This window comes from Pseudomonas sp. JZ114, assembly GCF_051027705.1.
Lineage (GTDB): Bacteria > Pseudomonadota > Gammaproteobacteria > Pseudomonadales > Pseudomonadaceae > Chryseomonas > Chryseomonas luteola.
Genome location: NZ_CP069256.1, coordinates 3,841,582 through 3,859,583, shown reverse-complemented (window position 1 = coordinate 3,859,583; position 18,002 = coordinate 3,841,582). Strand labels below are relative to the sequence as shown.

At 56.6% G+C, this 18,002-nt stretch carries 15 protein-coding genes; 4 read left to right on the top strand and 11 right to left on the bottom strand.

The annotated features are described in order from the left end of the window. Positions 1-3 precede the first annotated feature (3 nt). The 6 genes from JQR90_RS18110 to JQR90_RS18085 form a co-directional block, all read right to left on the bottom strand. Complete coding sequence (locus JQR90_RS18110) at positions 4-387, bottom strand: prepilin-type N-terminal cleavage/methylation domain-containing protein (protein WP_010796075.1); 384 nt, start codon at positions 385-387, stop codon at positions 4-6. After that, entirely contained in the window at positions 384-893 is a 510-nt protein-coding gene (locus JQR90_RS18105; protein ID WP_010796074.1) for a GspH/FimT family pseudopilin, read from the bottom strand. The genes JQR90_RS18110 and JQR90_RS18105 overlap by 4 nt, the downstream gene beginning before the upstream one ends. A gap of 8 nt (positions 894-901) precedes the next feature. Beyond that, positions 902-1,327: a type II secretion system major pseudopilin GspG gene (gene gspG / locus JQR90_RS18100; RefSeq protein ID WP_010796073.1), complete on the bottom strand. Its 426-nt coding sequence runs from the start codon at positions 1,325-1,327 to the stop codon at positions 902-904. An 18-nt stretch (positions 1,328-1,345) separates the two neighbouring features. Further along, complete coding sequence (gene gspF / locus JQR90_RS18095; protein ID WP_010796072.1) at positions 1,346-2,557, bottom strand: type II secretion system inner membrane protein GspF; 1,212 nt, start codon at positions 2,555-2,557, stop codon at positions 1,346-1,348. A gap of 2 nt (positions 2,558-2,559) precedes the next feature. Further along, positions 2,560-4,284, bottom strand: a complete 1,725-nt coding sequence (gspE, locus tag JQR90_RS18090; RefSeq protein WP_037029833.1) for a type II secretion system ATPase GspE — start codon at positions 4,282-4,284, stop codon at positions 2,560-2,562. Between the two features lie 497 nt (positions 4,285-4,781). Then, positions 4,782-5,009 carry a hypothetical protein gene (locus JQR90_RS18085; RefSeq protein ID WP_010796070.1) on the bottom strand — a complete coding sequence of 76 codons (228 nt, stop codon included), beginning with the start codon at positions 5,007-5,009 and terminating at the stop codon, positions 4,782-4,784. A gap of 472 nt (positions 5,010-5,481) precedes the next feature. Here JQR90_RS18085 and JQR90_RS18080 point away from each other — a divergent pair, with 472 nt between their 5' ends. Then, a complete protein-coding gene (locus JQR90_RS18080; protein ID WP_010796069.1) occupies positions 5,482-8,157 on the top strand; it encodes a beta-glucosidase in 2,676 nt (891 codons plus the stop codon). A gap of 60 nt (positions 8,158-8,217) precedes the next feature. On the opposite strand, the gene JQR90_RS18075 is transcribed toward JQR90_RS18080, so the two are convergent. Then, a complete protein-coding gene (locus JQR90_RS18075; RefSeq protein ID WP_010796068.1) occupies positions 8,218-9,114 on the bottom strand; it encodes an acyltransferase in 897 nt (298 codons plus the stop codon). A 126-nt stretch (positions 9,115-9,240) separates the two neighbouring features. On the opposite strand from JQR90_RS18075, the gene JQR90_RS18070 reads away from it, so the two are divergent. Next, the gene (locus JQR90_RS18070; protein ID WP_010796067.1) at positions 9,241-10,413 is read left to right on the top strand and encodes an HD-GYP domain-containing protein; all 1,173 of its coding nucleotides are present in this window, start codon (positions 9,241-9,243) and stop codon (positions 10,411-10,413) included. Positions 10,414-10,462: 49 nt separating this feature from the next. Continuing rightward, on the top strand, positions 10,463-10,975 hold the full coding sequence (locus JQR90_RS18065) for an ATP-dependent zinc protease family protein (RefSeq protein ID WP_010796066.1): 513 nt from the start codon (positions 10,463-10,465) through the stop codon (positions 10,973-10,975). Between the two features lie 39 nt (positions 10,976-11,014). On the opposite strand, the gene JQR90_RS18060 is transcribed toward JQR90_RS18065, so the two are convergent. The 4 genes from JQR90_RS18060 to JQR90_RS18045 all read right to left on the bottom strand — a co-directional run bounded on the left by JQR90_RS18060 (position 11,015) and on the right by JQR90_RS18045 (position 15,855). Next, a complete protein-coding gene (locus JQR90_RS18060; protein WP_010796065.1) occupies positions 11,015-11,638 on the bottom strand; it encodes a glutathione S-transferase in 624 nt (207 codons plus the stop codon). A gap of 169 nt (positions 11,639-11,807) precedes the next feature. Beyond that, positions 11,808-14,246: a TonB-dependent siderophore receptor gene (locus JQR90_RS18055; RefSeq protein ID WP_434140202.1), complete on the bottom strand. Its 2,439-nt coding sequence runs from the start codon at positions 14,244-14,246 to the stop codon at positions 11,808-11,810. Positions 14,247-14,386: 140 nt separating this feature from the next. Further along, positions 14,387-15,340: a FecR family protein gene (locus JQR90_RS18050; RefSeq protein ID WP_434140201.1), complete on the bottom strand. Its 954-nt coding sequence runs from the start codon at positions 15,338-15,340 to the stop codon at positions 14,387-14,389. Next, entirely contained in the window at positions 15,337-15,855 is a 519-nt protein-coding gene (locus JQR90_RS18045) for a sigma-70 family RNA polymerase sigma factor (RefSeq protein ID WP_434140200.1), read from the bottom strand. The genes JQR90_RS18050 and JQR90_RS18045 overlap by 4 nt, the downstream gene beginning before the upstream one ends. Positions 15,856-16,199: 344 nt before the next feature. Between JQR90_RS18045 and JQR90_RS18040 the strand changes: the two genes are divergently transcribed. Then, on the top strand, positions 16,200-17,918 hold the full coding sequence (locus JQR90_RS18040) for an OPT family oligopeptide transporter (RefSeq protein ID WP_434140199.1): 1,719 nt from the start codon (positions 16,200-16,202) through the stop codon (positions 17,916-17,918). Positions 17,919-18,002: the final 84 nt, after the last annotated feature.

Here is an 18,002-nt window from a genome sequence, read left to right as displayed (position 1 = left end):
CCTTCATTGCGGGACCTCGGATATACCCTGCAGCCTTAATGTGCTGAAGCGCTCCTGATGCCGGCCCGCCGTCAATGACAAGTCCAGGCGATACAGCTGACTGGTCATCGCTGTGCCCGCTTTGCTGATATCCAGCTTCCAACGTGTACCGTCAGGCAATGAACCTTGGCTGGAGCCTGGTTTCAGAGGACGATGGACCGTGTCGTCCAGTAGCGAGCGGGCCGTCAAGGCCATCTGGGTCGCTCGGCTGTCCTTCAGCAAGGCATGGGTGGCTTGGCCAATGCCTCCCATCAATACGAAAAAGGTGACGGCGAGCAATGCCACGGCTGCCAGCAATTCCAGCAAGGTAAAGCCACCCTCTGAACGGGGCCTGCGCTGTCCCGTCACGGGTTTACCTCTTGCCATTTGACGGTGCCGGTCAGCCAGGCGATATCGACGCGCCAGGCGCGTCCATCCTTTTCCAGCCTGACATTTCCACCGGTTGAGCTGCCATCTGGAAAGAAGGCGATGGCGGTCCTGCGACCTGTACTCAGGTCAGCCGCTGTGGTTACCCGCATGCGCATGCCCTTGGGCAGCGACTGAGGACGCCGGCCGGGTTGTTGGTATCGCTGGTTGGCAAGATCGAAATTCAGTGTGGTGGTCTGGCCGGTTGTAATGGCCTGGGTGCGTACGGCACGCAGTGCCAGGGTCAGGTCACGACCGGCCTCGCGGGATCGAACACTGTCGAGTCCGCGGGTAACACCAAAGGAGACCAGGGTCAGACCAATGGCGACCAGGATGATGACAACGATCAGCTCAAGAAGTGTAAAGCCGCGCTGCGATGTCCGGCCCTGTAAGCGCATACCGTTCGAGACGGTGCGTAGGGCACGGGTACAGGAGGGCTGGCGCGGCATGACACTCTTTATTCCCAGTTGCCAACGTCGGCGTTGTAGCCTTCGCCGCCTGGCTGTCCGTCCTGACCATAAAAGATCAGGTCAAACGAACCGTGCTGACCGGGCGAGCGATAGCCGAATTCATGGCCGAACGGGTCCTGCAGATCCGAGGGCTTGGCATAAGGGCCATTCCAGTTACGAGCGTTGGCTGGCTTGGTAGTGAGTTGTTGCAGATTCTTGGGCGGTGCGCCGACATCCAGGGCATAGTTTTCGATCTTCATGCTCAGGCTGGCCAGCTGAGCCTTGCCAGCGCCGTACTTGCCTTTATCGACGTTACCACCGACCTGGCGGACCACAATGGTAGCCACGATACCAAGCAGTACGATGACAGCCAGCATTTCAAGCAGGGTAAAACCGCCGCTGCGGTGGGGGAGGGAGCGCATTTTTCTAGTCATAAACAAGGCTCGTTACGGTTAGATGTTACTGGTGAGGCTCATCAGCGGGAGCATGATGGCCAACATGATGAAGGCCACAAGTACGGCCATGACGATGGTCAGGCTGGGTACCAATGCCGCAAGAAGTCGATCGATACCACGTTTGGCTTCGGCATCAAAGACGTCGGCGACTTTGATCAGCATGGTATCGAGCTGGCCGGATTCTTCGCCGACCTGAATCATTTGCAGTGATAGCTGTGGCAGCAGCTTGCTGGTGCTGAGCGCAGCGGCCAGTGAGCCGCCGTCCTTAACCTGGTCGGCTGCCTGCGAAACGGCGCCCTGCAAGGCATGGTTTGAACAGACCTGGCGGCCAATCGACAGTGCGGTCAGCAGTGGAACGCCATTAGTCAGCAGGGTGCCGAGTGTTCTGGCCAGCCGCGCGGTTTCCAGGCGCTGTACAAGGGGGCCCATCATCCGAATGCTCAGCATCCGGCGATCCCAGCGGATACGGCGTTCCGGATCACGAAGGCGAGCGCCGGTGAGCCAGATGAGCGCAACCAGAACCGCCAGCAGCAATAGGCCATATTGCGAAAGAAACTGGCCCATCCAGAGTACGGACTGTGTCATGAACGGTACAGGAACGCCTAAATCAGCGAAGATAGGCACAAACTGGGGTACGACATACGCCATCAGCAAGGCCAGTGAGCCGAGCACACCAACGACCAGGAAGGCGGGGTAGATCAGGGCGTTGATCACTTCGCCACGCAAGGCCTGCGAGCGCTCGAGGTATTGAGCGAGCTGCGCCAGAGTTTCCTCCAGTGAGCCGCCGGCTTCGCCTGCACGGACCATGCTGATGTAGAGCTGCGAAAATTGTCCGCCTTCTTCGGAGAGCGCGGCGGAAAGCGGCTTGCCGCCCTTGACGCGCTCACGGATACGCTCGATCAGTCGGCGGGATTTATCTTCCGTTGGCTGGCTGAGCAAAATATTCAAGGCGCGATCGAGCGGCTGCCCTGCACCCAAGAGCGTGGCCAGCTGCTGGGTAAACTGGGCAAGCCCGGCCCCGCTTAACGGGTCTCGATTGAACCAGGCACGCCAACCCTGCGAGGCATTGCCTTGCGCGGGCGTGACCTGCAGGACCAGAAGTCCACGATCCTGCAACTGGCTGACAGCTTCATCCTGGCCGGCGGCTTCCAGATGGCCGGTAACAGACTCACCGGCCGCATCCAGTGCGCGATAGCGAAACTGGGCCATGCTCAGTCTCCGCTCGTCACACGCAGGACCTCTTCCAAGGTAGTCGTACCTGCCAGCGCCTGGCGCAGCCCGTCTTCGTACAGGGTATACATGCCTTCTGCGCGAGCGGCCTGTTCCAGTGTCGCGGCATCGGCGCGCTGCATGAGCAGGCTGCGGAGCGTATCGCTCATGACCAGCAGTTCGCTGATGGCACTACGACCACGGTAGCCCTCATTGGGTGGCAAGTCGCGACGTGGCCTGTACAGGCGGATCGGGCGTTCATCCGTGTATTTTTCGAGTTCATATTCCCTGATAACTTCCGGAAGCGGCTCATAGGCTTCTGACAACGCTGGATCCAGGCGGCGTACCAGGCGCTGAGCCAGAATGCCATTGATTGTAGAAGCTAGCAGATAGTCTTCCACTCCCATGTCCAAAAGACGCGTGATGCTGCCCGCCGCACTGTTGGTATGCAGTGTCGAAAGCACCAGGTGACCGGTCAGGGAAGACTGAATGGCGATACGGCAGGTTTCCAGATCGCGCATTTCGCCGATCATGATGACATCCGGGTCCTGGCGCACGATGGAACGCAGGGCGCCGGCGAAATCCAATCCAATGGATGGCTTTACCTGGATCTGATTGATGCCCTCGATCTGGTATTCGACCGGGTCTTCTACGGTAATGATCTTGCGCTCGGCGGTGTTCAGGCGCGACAGCGCGGTATACAGCGTGGTGGTCTTACCCGAACCAGTAGGGCCGGTGACCAGCAGAATACCGTGGGGTCGCTCCAGCACGCTCAGGAAGTTGTCCAGTGACTTGCCGGCAAAGCCCAGGGTGTCAAAATCGAAACTCACCGATTCGCGATCGAGCAGACGCATTACCACCGACTCGCCAAAGCTGGTCGGAACAGTGGATACCCGCAGGTCCAGCTCCTTGCCCTGGATACGCAGCATGATGCGGCCATCCTGGGGGAGACGGCGCTCGGCAATGTCGAGCTTGGCCATGATCTTGACGCGCGAGATCACCGCGGCCGTTGAGCTGGAAGGCGGTGCTTCGGACTCATGCAGTACGCCATCGATGCGATAACGTACCTTGAGCCGATTCTCGAAGGGCTCAATGTGGATATCCGAAGCGCGGTTTTCTACAGCGCGCTGGATAATCAGGTTCACCAGGCGAATCACAGGCGCTTCTGAGGCCAGGTCCTTCAAGTGCTCGATGTCGTCTTCCGAATTAGCCTGGGCGTCGAGGTTTTCCACGATGGTACCCATGGCCGAGCGGCCTTGACCGTAATAACGCTCGATCAGGTTTTCGATGTCGCTGCGAAGTCCTATGGACAGCCGAGCCGCGCGGCCACAGGCGTACTCAAGCGCCTCGATGGCATAACGCTCGGCGGGATTGGCCACCAACAGATGGATCTGACCGTTACTGTCCTGCCCCAACGGCACAATCTGATGCTGCTTTAGAAAGCGTGTGGAAACGTCAAGTGGGTCTTCCAGGATTTCTGGCGCATCGCTTTCCAGAACCAGCGGAACGTCCAGTAGTGAGGCCCACGCATGCGCCATGTCTCGCTCGGATACCATGCCCAGGCGCAACAGCAGATGGCTGAAGCTTTCTCCAGAGGAGGTTTCGTGAAGACGGCGGGCCCGCTCCAGATCGCCAGGCTTGAGCTTTCCCTGGCTGACCAGCCATTCGCATACATCATCGTCACCCGGCTTGTGGGAATCCACAGACGTGAGCGGTGGCTCGCTCATAGGCACCGAGGGCAGCGAAGCGCTCTGGGAAGGGCTGCGTTCAGCCGTGGTCGACGAGGCGGGTTGGAGTAGGTTCATGGTTATAGGCGGTAGCGTAGAAAGCAGTGGGCGTTGGCTAAACGAGAAAACAAAGCCTAACGGATGATAATCGCACCGTTAAATGAACACTTAGTGTACAGATGGACGCTTAATAATACGTGTTTGCTGCTGTAGGCCGCCGAAATTGGCTGTGAGCTAAATCGCCTTTTAGCTGCAAAGTTACTTCTATTACCTGTTTTTAGCTGAACAAAAGCTGACAAAAGGGCAAGAGGCGCTTCGTCGGTTTTGTCTCAGAAGGGCATGTCAACGGAAGGGGATATTAGCGAGCATCCAAGCCGCTCTGAATAGAACCTGAACGCTTAGTCAGCCAGTGTCGTTGTATTCACAAGTCTTGAAGCTGGAGCTGGCCGAAAGCGCCTGCCTCATTTAACGGCAGGCGCTTGAACGCTGAGCATTGCTTACTTGGTGCTCAGGGCGTTCGGGTTGGACACGCCGTCAGGACGACCACCTTTGGTGTTCTGCTCCTGTTTGGCTTTCTGGGCGGCCTTGCTGTTGTGCTCCTGTTGCATCAGGCCGTTGGAGGTGCCGGACGCTTGAGTGGCAGTGGCTGAGTCTTCAGCTGCCAGGGCGCATCCTGTTACGGCAAAACCTGCTACCAGGCATAGGCTGGAAATAAACTTTTTCATTACGCTCTCACTCTTCGGATAAATATCTGCCTGAGTTAGGTAGATATATTTAGCTAATTTCTTCTGAAAGAAAAAATCAACTCTAAATTTTCGATTCTTGACTAAGTTCTAATCGATAGATTAAAGCTGAGAGTTTGGCCAGACATCGTTTAAGGGTAAAAGTTCAAGTTAAATTAGAGAAATGGTTTGCTACTTGCTAAACCGTTTCATTTGACAATTTTTCGTCTTTTTTGCCTTAATCTTTTCGGGTTTTTCGCGCGTTTACGCGATTTTCTGTTGCCATCATTTTGCTACCTTTTGTTCTCGTTTGCTCCCATAACAAAAAAATCTCAACTTGTACAAATAACTTTAATTGATTGTATTGAGGTTATTTGTCGCAGGACGCGGGACGCTGTTAAGTCAGTAAAACTTGATATTCGGCAATATCGAAGTGACTCGTTTTTATTAACTTAAAAGCAGGACTTAATTAATAATGGGAAATATAAAGCTACAGGGAGCTGTGCTTACGGCTTTGGCTCTGGCAGTTGGTCAAGCATATGCGGTAACCCAGGCAAACCCTGCCCAGGTTGAAAAGAAGGTCGAGAACACGCTGGGACAGATGTCCCTTTCCGAGAAGCTTTCACTGATTGGCGGAACGGGCCCCTGGGATGTCAAGGGGCTGGATAAATTTGGTCTGCCCCAGATTCATGGTGCGGATGGCGGTGTGGGTATCCGCTACACCAGTCAGGACAACAACCAGGGTATCGTTTACCCGGCGGGTCCCAACCTTGCTGCTACCTGGAACGTCGAACGCGCCAAGTCCTTCGGTGAAGCACTGGGTTACGATACGCGTGCCGGTGGCTACCAGTTCGTAACGGGTCCGGGTGCCAACCTGTACCGCTCGCCCTATAGCGGCCGTGCATTCGAATACCTTTCCGGCGAAGATCCCTATTTGGGCGCGGTGATGGCGCCTGCGGTCATCAACGGTATTCAATCCCAGGGCGTCTGGGCCAACGCCAAGCATTTTGTCGCGAACGATCAGGAAACCAACCGCTTTACACTGGACGAGCGGATCGGCGAGCGTACCTTGCGCGAAATGTACCTGCCCGCCTTCGAGTCGGCTGCCAAGAACGGCAACGTTGCGATGATGATGTGCGCGTTCCAGTTGATCAATGGCGTTTACAGCTGTGAGCACCAGCATCTGATCACCGGCGTGCTCAAGAAGGAATGGGGCTGGAAAGGTCTCATGCAGAGCGACTACAACGCCGTCGTTCATGGCTATCTGGCGGCTGATGCCGGTACCGATCTGGACATGATGGGCTATCAGATGAATAGCACCATCCTGACGCCCTATATCCAGGCAGGAAAGCTCTCGACCGAGACCATCAATGACAAGGTTCGCCGTATCCTGCGTCAGATTTATGCGTACCGCTTCGACCAGGCTATTCCTGCCGCGTCCAAGGACATGGACAGTGCCAGCAGCCAGCAGGCAGCCCTGGAAGGTGCTCGTGAAGGTATCGTTCTGCTGAAGAACAAGGATCACTTATTGCCGCTGTCCAGCGACAAGGTCAAGTCCATTGCGGTCATTGGCAACTTGGCCAAGTACGCGCCGCCTACCGGTTTCGGTAGTGCCAATGTCGATGCACGCAATTTCGTCAGTGAGTTGAGTGGCCTGAAGCAAGTGGCTGGTAACGCCAAGGTCGACTTCATCGACTCGCTGTCCTTGGACCCAAATGCGGCCGAATGGACGACCACCGATGCCTCCGGCAATACCGAAAAAGGTTTGAAGGCTGAGTTCTTCAATAATGCCAACTGGTCCGGTACTCCTTCTGACACCCGTATCGATCAGCATGTGAACCTGGACTGGGCCAATGGCAACAAGACCACAACAGTGGACTATGTTTCCAATACCACCAACGGCGCGAACTATCCCGTTACCGGCGACGATCAGAATACGTCTGTTCGCTGGAGCGGATCGGTAACGCCGACCATTTCCGGCGAGCAAGTCTTCAAGGTTCGTGCGGATGGCGCTGTGCGTCTGTATGTGAATGGTCAGAAGATCATCGACAATGGCGATGGCAATCCGCTGCCCAACAACAGCATTCCGCCGACCATTCCGGTATACGGCAAGGTCAATCTGGAAGCGGGCAAGTCCTACGACATCAAGCTCGAGTACTCCCGCCGCAAGGGTTATATCTCAACCATGGGTGGCATGGTGGGCGTGCAGATGAGCTGGGCCTCGCTGGCTGCTCCGCAGGACCTCTCCAAGTACGATGCGGTTGTCATGGCTGTGGGTAACAGCAATGAGTATGAAGGCGAAGGTTTCGACCACGGCTTTGATCTGCCTGAGTACCAGAGCCAGTTGATCCAGAACGTTGCCAAGGTCAACCCGAAAACTGTGGTTGTTATGCATGGCGGCACCGGTCTGAACATGACCGACTGGATAGACCAGGTCGATGGCGCATTGCATGCCTTCTATCCTGGCCAGTACGGTGGCCAGGCGCTGGCGGAAATCCTGTACGGGGTAGTCAACCCGTCCGCGAAAATGCCGTTCAGCATTGAGAAGAAGCTGCAGGATAACCCCGTCTATGCCGGCTTCCCCGAGTTCGACAACACCGGCAAGATTACCCGTATGGCCTACAGCGAAGGTCTGTACGTAGGCTACCGTGGCTATGAGATGAGCGGTATCAAGCCGCTGTATCCGTTCGGTTATGGCCTGTCCTACACCAGCTTCAAGTATTCCAACATCAAGGTAACGCCCAAGGTGGTAGTGGGTAACGCACCTATCAAGGTGTCCTTCGATGTGACCAACACAGGGCAGCGTGCGGGTGCTGAAGTCGCTCAGCTCTATATTGGTCAGAACAAGCCGCAGGTGGCGCGTCCGGTCAAGGAGCTCAAGGGCTTTGGCAAGGTGTTCCTGAATCCGGGTGAGACCAAGCGTGTCACGTTGCAGCTCAACGACCGTTCGTTGGCCTACTTCAATGAAGCCACCAACAACTGGGTTGTGGATGCTGATACGTTCAAGATCTCGGTGGGTGCGGCATCCAACGATATCCGCCTGACGTCCAGCCTGACCAACCCGTATCGCCAGGAATTGTCCAATTCGACCAGCAACCCGCTGTCGAAGGCCGACATCAAGGCGGTAACGGTCAAGGCCGCCAAGCAGTAAACCTGCCCGGGCGCGGATTTCGATCCGTGCCTGTGTACGGTTTCTCCCGATGCGCCAGGATTATTCCTGGCGCATTTCTTTTTGCAGCGCTTCGATCCGCCGATCTTTCTCGGCCCATAATGCGCCGACCCATTGCTGGACCTGCTCACGAAAAACGGGATCACTCTGGTAGTCCCCCTCACACAGTGAAGGCTCTAGAGGAAGAGTGCGGATATCTACAATGACGCGCTTGACTTGGCCACTGAGCAAAGCCCAGAAGCCGGGCGGTTTTCCTTCGGGATAGAGAATCGTGACATCCAGAATGGCATCGAGCTGCTTACCCAGTGAAGCTAGTACAAAGGCAATTCCACCTGCCTTGGGTTTGAGTAGATGATGGTAGGGTGATTGCTGCTGGGCATGTTTGGCTGGCGTGAACCGCGTGCCCTCCAGGTAATTCACGACCGTAACGGGCTGATCGCGAAATTTCTCACAGGCCCTACGCGTGATTTCCAGGTCGATCCCTTTGAGTTCCGGGCGTTTTTCCAGCGTGGCTTTCGAATAGCGTTTCATGAACGGGTAGTCGAGTGCCCAGAAGGCCAGGCCAAGAAAGGGAACCCAAATCAGCTCCTTTTTCAGAAAGAACTTGAAGTAAGGCGACCGACGATTGAAGGTCTGTACAAGGGCTGGAATATCCACCCAGGACTGATGGTTGGAGATGATCAGGTAAGAGCGATCCTTACGCAGATTCTCGTCACCGCGTATGTCCCAGACCGTAGGAGTGCAGAGTGCGAAGATGACCTTGTCGATTTCTGCCCAGGTCTCGGCGATGGTCATGACCCCGCGCGAGCAGGCGTCGCGCCACGGCTTGTAGGGGCAGAGCAGCTTGAGCAGCGCAACCAGCATCAAGGGGCCAATCAAAATGAGGGTATTGATCAAGAGCAAAATGCCGCTAGTCAGTCCGACGATCAGATGACGCATGAAGTCTCCCTGAGTACTATTCTTTTCGTTAGCGCCATAAACATTCTGAGCCTCTACCGGGCCGCTTAGGCAGCAATGGCGTCTATGGATTATCTAGGACACTGATAACGGCTGTAATTGTTCATTATGCTTAAGCGTATTCCCGTTTCGCAGGCCCGTCTGGGCATGTATGTGAGCGAATTTTGTGCACCATGGGTGGATCATCCCTTCTGGAAGGGGCACTTCGTCATTCGCTCGCCGAATGAGTTGCAGCGTATTCTGGACAGCGACATCGACGGGTTGTGGATCGATGTTAGCAAAGGGGCTGATGTAGATCCGGCTCATGTTGGGTGCTCCCTGGAGGCGCATGGGGCCGGGGTTGCCGTTCAGGTCGAGATGGCTGAAGAAATAAAGCGGGCCAAGGTGCTCTGCGATAGCGCCAAGACAGCCGTTAAAGGCATGCTGGAAGATGCGCGAATGGGACAGGTCGTTGAGGTGAGCGATGCTGCCAGTCTGGTCGAGGAAATCTCCAATTCGGTGCTGCGCCATCCCAATGCTTTGATCAGCCTGGCGCGACTCAAGACCTCGGATGAATATACCTATCTGCATTCGGTGGCCGTGTCGGCGCTGATGATTGCCGTTACTCGAACGCTTGGCCTGGGTGAGACGGCCGCACGGCAGGCGGGTCTGGCCGGTTTGCTCCATGATGTCGGCAAGATGACGATGCCGCTGGAGGTGCTCAACAAGCCGGGCAAGCTGACGGATGAAGAGTTCATCATCATGCAGGGTCATCCGAAGGCCGGGGAGCGCATTCTCACAGCGTGGCAAGCTGATGAGACAGCCATCGATGTCTGCCTGCATCATCATGAGAAATACGATGGCAGTGGTTATCCGGATAAGCTGTCCGGTGAGCAGATCAGCCTGATGTCCCGCATCGCCACGGTATGTGATGTGTATGACGCGGTAACGTCGGATCGCCCTTACAAAAGAGGCTGGGACCCGGCCGAGTCCGTCAAACGGATGGCTGAATGGAAAGGGCACTTCGATCCGCATGTCTTTCAGGCATTTGTCAAAGCGGTCGGCATTTACCCGGTCGGCTCGCTGGTAAAGCTGGAAAGCGAGCGCCTTGCGGTGGTGGTGGAGCAGAACCCCAAGTCATTGCTGACACCGACCGTAAAGGTCTTTTATGACGCAAGGCACAAGAAGCCGATCGGGCATGAAGTGATCGATTTGCCACGCCTGAAAGGCTACGACCGCATCATTGGACGTGAGTCGCCCGAGGCTTGGGGATTCGATAATCTCAGTACGTTGTGGACATAGCGGCCCTGGCGCGGGAGACTTCTATCCGTGATCCTGCCGGAGTGATTGAGTGAAACGTTTTTTATCCCTGCTGGGCCTTTTGAGCCTGCCTGTGCTAGCGACGGCCGAGCCGACGCTCTACGGCCGCTACGAGACATTCCGTCTACCTGAGCTGGGTGTATCCTTGCCGGCCAAGATGGATACTGGGGCCTGGACCGCCTCGCTGTCGGCCAAGGACATCAAGACGTTCGAGCGTGACGGAGACCAGTGGGTCAGCTTCCGTCTGGCGACGGAGAAGGCGGACGATACGGTATTTGAGCACCGTCTGGCGCGAATCAGCAAGATCAAGAGCCGCTCGGATGAGGGCGATGAAGACGGTGAGGATGATACGCCGTCCAGTGCACAACGCCCTGTCATCGAGATGGAAGTCTGTGTAGGCGATGTGTCCCGTACCATCGAGGTCAATCTGACGGACCGCAGTCACTTCCGCTATCCGCTGCTGATTGGAGCCAAGGCCTTGCGCAAGCTGGATGCCGCGGTTGATCCCAGGGAAAAATACGTGTCCGGGTCGCCTCGCTGCTAAGGCTGGGAGGCGCCAGCCAGGGCTGGCGCCTGGAAACGATTAGCGTGCCTCGGGGCGGGTTGCCTGCATCGAGGGACGCTGATCCGCCTCGGTGTACCAGGCCGCCAGCTTGGGATACTCACCGCGCCAGTGCCAGTTGGATACACGCAGGTCCAGATAGCCCAGCAGGCAGGCCAGTCCAATGCAGGCCATATCGAAGTGGCCTTCAAGCTCGGGCAATGCTGTCTGTTCAAAGTAATCCAGCGAACGGGCAATCTTCTCATGCTGGTTATCCAGCCAGAGCTTCCACTGCATGCCCGGTGGCCGCATGAACGTCTCGTAGCGGATCTGTACGGCCGATTCGGTCATGGCATCGGCTAGGGAGGCCAGTGTCATTCGCCGCCAGCGCTCGGGACCCTGCTGAGGAATCATGGGGGTGTGCTGATGCAGCGTATCCAGGTAATCCAGAATGACGCGGCTGTCATGCAGGGTAGTGCCATCTTCCAGGCGCAGCGCCGGAATCTTGCCTGACGGGTTGGCATCGATGACATCACGATTGGGATTGAGGGGCGTCTGCTGGACGATCTCCAGCTCAACCTGCTCGATCAGGTCGGTCTCGTGCAGCATCACGACGACCTTGCGGCCGAACGGGGATGCGGGGGTGTGATAGAGGATCATCGACATCACGCACTCTCTTCATCAAAGCTTAACAAAAGCTGAACTGTGATCGTCCGCGATGCATGGGTTGTTATGCAAGCCTTATGCATGCTCAATGCTACTAGTGTCGAATCATCAGGTCCCTTTCTGATGGACAAAAGCCGGCTTGGCACCGGCTTTGTCACAACTTACGCGATTACCACTTGTAGGTAACGTTGGCGATCACGCTACGCTGGTCACCGTAGTAGCAGTAATAACCATCACAGGTAGAAATATAGTCCTTGTTGAACAGGTTGGTGGCATTCACGCCTACGGAAGCGCCCTTCAGACGATTGTCGAGGCGGCCTAGATCGTAATGTGCGGCAGCGTCATACAGGGTGTAGGAGCCGGCATGGCCTTCCCAAGTGTTGCCTTGATTACCGTAGGTATCACCTACGTAGCGGACGCCAGCGCCTATGCCGAAGCCGTCTACTATGCCTGTATGCCATGTATAGTCAGCCCAGAGCGAGGCTTGGTGTTCAGGGATGAGCTGCAGGCGGTTGCCGTTGTGTAGAGGGTCAGGGTCACGTACATCCGTGTGGGTATATGAATAAGCTGCAATGAGCTTTAGATTTGCCGTTAGATTTGAGGTGGCTTCTAGCTCCACACCACGTACTTTAACTTTCCCAACCTGCGACTGAGCCCCACCAACTAAGTTAGATGTTTTGACATTCTCTTGAGTCAATTCATAGACGGCCGCTGTGAGTAAAGTATCTGATCCAGTAGGCTGATATTTCACACCAAGTTCGTACTGCTTACCCTCCGTGGGCTTGAGTGGCTCATTAGTATCTATATCTGCACCAGTACTGGGCTGAAAAGACTCTGAATAGGAAATATAAGGTGCTATTCCAGAATCGAAGATGTAACTCAGGGATGCATTACCGGTAAACGCTGTATCGCTGTGTTTGGGATGTGCACCGTTAGCCCGGACGGTATAAAACTCAGTGTCAGTTGTAACCCAATCCTTGCGCCCACCTAAAGTGAGGCGCCAGCGGTCAAGAGCGATCTGATCCTGAATGTAAAGACCAGTCTGGTGAATCTTCTGGTCATAGTCGTAATACGCCGTAGAGCGCGCTGGTTTGTCGATAGGCAGGCCATACACGGGGTTATGAATATTGCTCGCAGGCGCAGATCCAAAAATAGAGGTGTAGTTATTGTTGGAGCGCTGGTAGTCCAGGCCTAAAAGCAACGTATGCTGCAAGTTGCCTGTGTTGAAGTCCCCCTGGAAATTATTATCGATAGCGAACTGGCTGATATCCTCATTTACAGACGTAGTGCTGCGTTGCAAGGTGCCGTCGGCCAAAACGGTTGGGATTGTCGTATTGGCGTCTACATACAGGCCAGGATAGGACGCCGGTGTGATTGTCCGAAACGATAGGTCGCTCTTGGTATACCGTGCGTTTTGACGGAACTGCCACACATCGTTGATACGATGATCGAACGCGTAGCCTAGCGAGTAATAGGTGCGGTCATAGTATTCCCAATCCGGATCGCCCAGATTCTTATGATGAGAAACCTTGCCCCACGGGCCATCAATCTTGGTGCCTTGAAGAGGTAGGAACTGACTAGTCGCGCCCGTATCGTCGCGCGTGTACTGCGAAAGGAACGTCAGGTGCGTGTCGTCATCGATATTCCAGGTCAGGCTGGGAGCGATGTTGTAGCGCTTGTTTTCGATATGATCGATCTGCGTGTCGCTGTCACGCACCACGCCGCTTACGCGATAAAGCACGTTGGCGTTTTCATCGAACGCACCGGTGGTGTCGAAATTGATCTGGCGATGGTTGTCACTGCCAACTTCGGCACGCACTTCATGACTGGTTTCAGCCTGGGGACGCAAACTGACCATGTCTATCAGGCCACCGGGCGGCGTCTGCCCATAGATGGAGGATGCGGGGCCGCGCAGGAGGGTCAGGCGTTCAAGGTTCCAGGTTTCAGGCTTGGGGTCGACATAGACGCCGTCCGGCAGGCGCAGCCCGTCCAGGAATCGGGTCGGCTCAAAGCCCCGTACCCGCAGCCAGTCGGCCCGGGTATCACTGCCGTAGCTGCTGGCTACGATGCCAGGCATATAACGTACGGCATCATCAATGTTATGCACAGCGCGGTCGCGCATCTGCTCGCGGGTGGCAACCGACATGGAGCGAGCCGTTTCCAGGATTGGCGTATCGGTTTTGGTGCCGGAAGCAGAACGGGTTGCCACATAACCCTCTGCGGGGCCCCAGGCATTTTCCAGCTCACCGGCGGTAATGGTGGTTGATGCCATGCTCAAGGTGTCGCCCGTTGCTGGCAATACGCGTACGGTATAGACGCCGGGTTCGCGTTCGGTCAGCTCAAGCCCGGTTCCCTGCAGGGCCTCGCGCAGGGCCTCGGTCGCTGCGTAGCGGCCATTGACCGGATTCGACGTACGCCCGGAAGCCACCGAAGGGTCAAGGCTCAGGGTCAGACCCGCTTCGCTGGCGATACGGTTTAGCGTGCTGGCCAGAGGCGCAGCGGGGAGTTGGTAGGTGCGCTCAGCGGTGGTCGTCTGGGCGTGGACTAACGTGACATGGCCTAAAACAAGTGCAGCGGCAAGCAAGGAAGGACGGAACAGCGACGACATGGCTCTCTCCAAGAGGCGAATGCGAATTCGTTTCATTGCCGAATGAGAATGGCAAAGTGATAGAGCCGTCTTGGAATATTTTTGAATAACGAAAATAGAAAAACGCAGAAAACGAACGTGTCGTGCTGAAACCCCGTTGGTTAACGGGGTTTAACGGCCAGCCACCAGCGCGTGTGTTGCTCGATTCGTATCGGTGTATTGAGGGCGAGGGCACGCAGAGCTTGGTCAGCATCGTGCAGAGGAAAGGTGCCCGTTACCCGTAACGTGGCAATGACCGGATCAAGGGTGATGAGTCCGGTGCGCTCGTGACTCAATGCCGCCACGACATCGCTCAGGGGTTGGTTATCGACCACCAGCATGCCGTGAGTCCAGGCGTCGGCATTGGCTGGTGCATTTTTGAGCTCATCCAGCCGGTCCGCCATCATGAGGACCTGCTCGCCCTGGGGAATGACCGCCTCGCCAAGGCCAAAGCGCGGCTGTGCCGCCACAGCCGATTGCAGGACCGTCAAACGCGAGCCGCGTGATTCCTCTTCCACGAGAAAACGCGTACCCAGCGCCCGCATTCGTCCGGCCTGGGTTTCCACGATGAACGGACGACTGGCGGTGTCGTGCCCGGTTTCGATAAAGGCTTCTCCTGCCAGAAGAATTACCCGGCGCTCCTGCTCATCAAAGCGAACATTCAAGGCACTACGACCCGCCAGCACGATGCGGGTGTGATCAGGCAGCATCAGCGTGCGCTGTTCCCCCGTGGCGGTTACGTTATCAGCCAGGGCGTAACGCACCGGTACATGACGGTTTACCGCAATAAGGCTCAGAAGGCCCGCAAGGGCAATGACTAACGTGCTGCGACCCAGGCGCCGACGCCCATTGGCAGAGGGCTGCAACAGAGCATTTCGCGCAGCGGGTTGTTCTGCAATGCGCAGGCGCTGGTTGATACCGTTCAGCTGCTCCCAGGCACGGCGGTGTTCAGCATGCTCGGCAAGCCAGGTCTGCAGGGCGTTTAGCTGCTCCTGGCTGGTTTCTCCCATTTCCAGGCGTACTTGCCAGTCTATCGCCTGATCCAGAACCTGACGGCTCACAGGTCTTACATTCACACAGGTTCCCCGTAGAGGGCCACATAGCATTGCCGTAGCCCTTGAGCAATATATTGGCGAACCCGTGGAACCGATACGCCCAGGCGCTCGGCAATTTCAGAGTGGGTCAAGCCGTCGAGGCGATTATATAGAAAGGCCGCTCGAGCCTTGCTGGAAAGTTTGCCGAGCAGGCGGTCAAGCTCCGCCAAGGCCTCGATAATCGAAGCCAGGGCTTCAGCGGAGGGGTAATGCTCGTCTGCCAGTGTGGATAGAGCCTCAAGGTAGCTGCGCTCAAGGCTGGCGCGGCGGTAATGATCAATCAGGAGGCCTTTGGCAATCTGAGTCAGAAAGGCCCGCGGCTCACGCATGGCAGGCAGTTCAGGCTTGGTCAGCAGCCGTACGAAGGTGTCCTGCCGCAGGTCTTCAGCCTGCTGGCTACACCCTGTCTGCCTGCGCAGCCAGCCTGTCAGCCAGTCGCTGTGGTCACGGTACAGCACGTTCAACCCAGGAGCTGCCTTTATTTCGCCCGTTGTCATGAACATTTCCGCAAATGGAAAAATGAGAACCGTTCTCACATATTCTAAAGATCAGGCGAGCCGCGGTAAAGACCAGCGAAAAGCATGGATCTTGCCTTGAACAGGACAATTTAAGTGAGCAATCCATATATAAGGCGTTCATGACGGCCAATTTGGGAGGGGGCAGGGACCTTGACCGGCTTTTCATGGTCGTTGTTTTGAGCGCTTTGGCGATTCCGAGGGACAAAGTGCTGCACACCCCACCCAATACAATAAGGATCTGGTGTGATTGCTTCGAATTTTCCTCCTGTTGATAGCTCCTTTTTATGCATCAATCAGCAAGCAGCGCCTGCCGGGGAGTGCCCATGAAGGTAGAGCGCGAGCTGAGCCTGCGCGCTGTCTTGACCGGTCTGGTGTTAGGCATCGTGCTAACTCCCTCCAATGTCTATGCTGGGCTCAAGATCGGCTGGTCATTCAACATGTCGATCATCGCGCTGCTGGTGGGCTTTGGCTTCTGGCAGGGGCTGCTGGTTCGTAACCGGCACTGGCCTGCCTGGACATTGCATGAGAGCAATATCAACCAGACCGTCGCCTCGGCGGCAGCGTCCATCATTTCAGGTGGACTGGTAGCGCCGATTCCAGCCTACACACTGCTGACCGGTGAGCAGCTGGATGCCGTTCCGATGATGGCCTGGGTCTTTTCGGTCAGCTTTCTGGGCATATGGATCGCCTGGTATTTAAGGCCATCACTGATTACTGATGGCAATCTTAAGTTTCCTGAAGGCATGGCCACGCTGGAAACCATGACCCATATCTATACCCACGGACAGGAAGCCATGCGGCGCCTGTGGGTGCTGTTTGGAACGGCCGTGTTCTCCGGACTGGTCAAAGCTGTCGATACGTTTTACTGGACCTTTCCTCGCTGGTCGCCCACGGCGCATCTGGAGCGACTGACCTTTACCTTCGATCCGTCGCTGCTACTGGTCGGGTTTGGCGGCATCATCGGGCTGCGCGTCGGGTTGACGCTCCTTCTGGGCGCGGCCCTGGCCTGGGGTGGCATAGCGCCGTGGCTGCTGGCGCACGGGTTGGTAGAGCTTGCGCCTGGCAGCGAGGGGCCACAGTTCGCAACGCTGGTGGAATGGCTGGTGTGGCCTGGGGTGACGATCATGGTGACTTCGACCTTGTCGTCTCTGGCCTTGCGTGTACTGCAGGTAAGAACGTTGGGGAAATCCCGTTCGGCAGAGACCTCCACTGTCTGGCAGCGGCCAAAACCCGGCCCGCTGGCAGGTTTGGCGTTAGCTATCGGATTGATCATCGTGCTACAGGCGGCCCTGTTTGGCATTGATTGGTTCATGGCCTTGCTGACTATTCCACTGGCGCTGTGCCTGGCAGCTGTGGCGGCACGTGTCGTGGGAGCAACCGGCATTCCTCCAATCGGTGCCATCGGGCAGCTGTCGCAGCTGAGCTTTGGCATCGTGGCGCCGGGGCAGGTGCCCATCAACCTGATGAGTGCCAACACGGCCGGTGGCGCAGCCGGACAATGCACGGACTTGATGAATGACTTCAAGGTAGGCCACGCCATCGGGGCGACTCCCACCAAGCAGGTGATTGCTCAATGCTTGGGGATTGCGATAGGCAGTGTGGTCGGGGTGCTGGTCTACCAGACGCTTATTCCAGATCCGCAAACCATGTTGCTCACGCAGGAATGGCCTGCTCCGGCCGTGGCGACCTGGAAGGCCGTAGCGCAGACGCTGACCTCGGGCCTGGACTCACTTTCTGCCAGCATTCAGTGGGCCATGCTGATAGCTGCCGTTGCAGGCGTTGCCCTGGGCGTATTGGATGCCTGCGCAAAGGATCGGCTGGCGCGTTACCTGCCCAGTGCCGCGGCGTTGGGGTTGGCGTTTATTCTGCCGGCTTCGATCTCCCTGATGATGGCCCTGGGCGCAATCCTGACCTGGGCTGCCGGACTGCGCTGGCGCGGACTGACCGAGCGGTTTGCCATTGCAGCGGCAGCAGGCCTGATTGCAGGGGAAAGCATTACGGGCATTGGCGCCTCGCTCTGGCAGCTGCTGCACAACCTGTAATACCTGTCGGGCACTGGAGGAGGGCCAGTATCTGGCAGTTTGGACTGCATCGCATTTTTAGTCCGATGGCCCGCACGTTTTGAA

Excerpts from the sequence above, each read along its gene's own strand:
- JQR90_RS18085 (WP_010796070.1), bottom strand. The coding sequence starts at position 5,009 with ATGAAAAAGTTTATTTCCAGCCTATGCCTGGTAGCAGGTTTTGCCGTA.
- JQR90_RS18105 (WP_010796074.1), bottom strand. The coding sequence starts at position 893 with ATGCCGCGCCAGCCCTCCTGTACCCGTGCCCTACGCACCGTCTCGAAC.
- JQR90_RS18080 (WP_010796069.1), top strand. The coding sequence starts at position 5,482 with ATGGGAAATATAAAGCTACAGGGAGCTGTGCTTACGGCTTTGGCTCTG.
- gspE (WP_037029833.1), bottom strand. The coding sequence starts at position 4,284 with ATGAGCGAGCCACCGCTCACGTCTGTGGATTCCCACAAGCCGGGTGAC.
- JQR90_RS18075 (WP_010796068.1), bottom strand. The coding sequence starts at position 9,114 with ATGCGTCATCTGATCGTCGGACTGACTAGCGGCATTTTGCTCTTGATC.
- gspF (WP_010796072.1), bottom strand. The coding sequence starts at position 2,557 with ATGGCCCAGTTTCGCTATCGCGCACTGGATGCGGCCGGTGAGTCTGTT.
- JQR90_RS18055 (WP_434140202.1), bottom strand. The coding sequence starts at position 14,246 with ATGTCGTCGCTGTTCCGTCCTTCCTTGCTTGCCGCTGCACTTGTTTTA.
- JQR90_RS18060 (WP_010796065.1), bottom strand. The coding sequence starts at position 11,638 with ATGTCGATGATCCTCTATCACACCCCCGCATCCCCGTTCGGCCGCAAG.
- JQR90_RS18070 (WP_010796067.1), top strand. The coding sequence starts at position 9,241 with ATGCTTAAGCGTATTCCCGTTTCGCAGGCCCGTCTGGGCATGTATGTG.
- gspG (WP_010796073.1), bottom strand. The coding sequence starts at position 1,327 with ATGACTAGAAAAATGCGCTCCCTCCCCCACCGCAGCGGCGGTTTTACC.
- JQR90_RS18040 (WP_434140199.1), top strand. The coding sequence starts at position 16,200 with ATGAAGGTAGAGCGCGAGCTGAGCCTGCGCGCTGTCTTGACCGGTCTG.
- JQR90_RS18045 (WP_434140200.1), bottom strand. The coding sequence starts at position 15,855 with ATGACAACGGGCGAAATAAAGGCAGCTCCTGGGTTGAACGTGCTGTAC.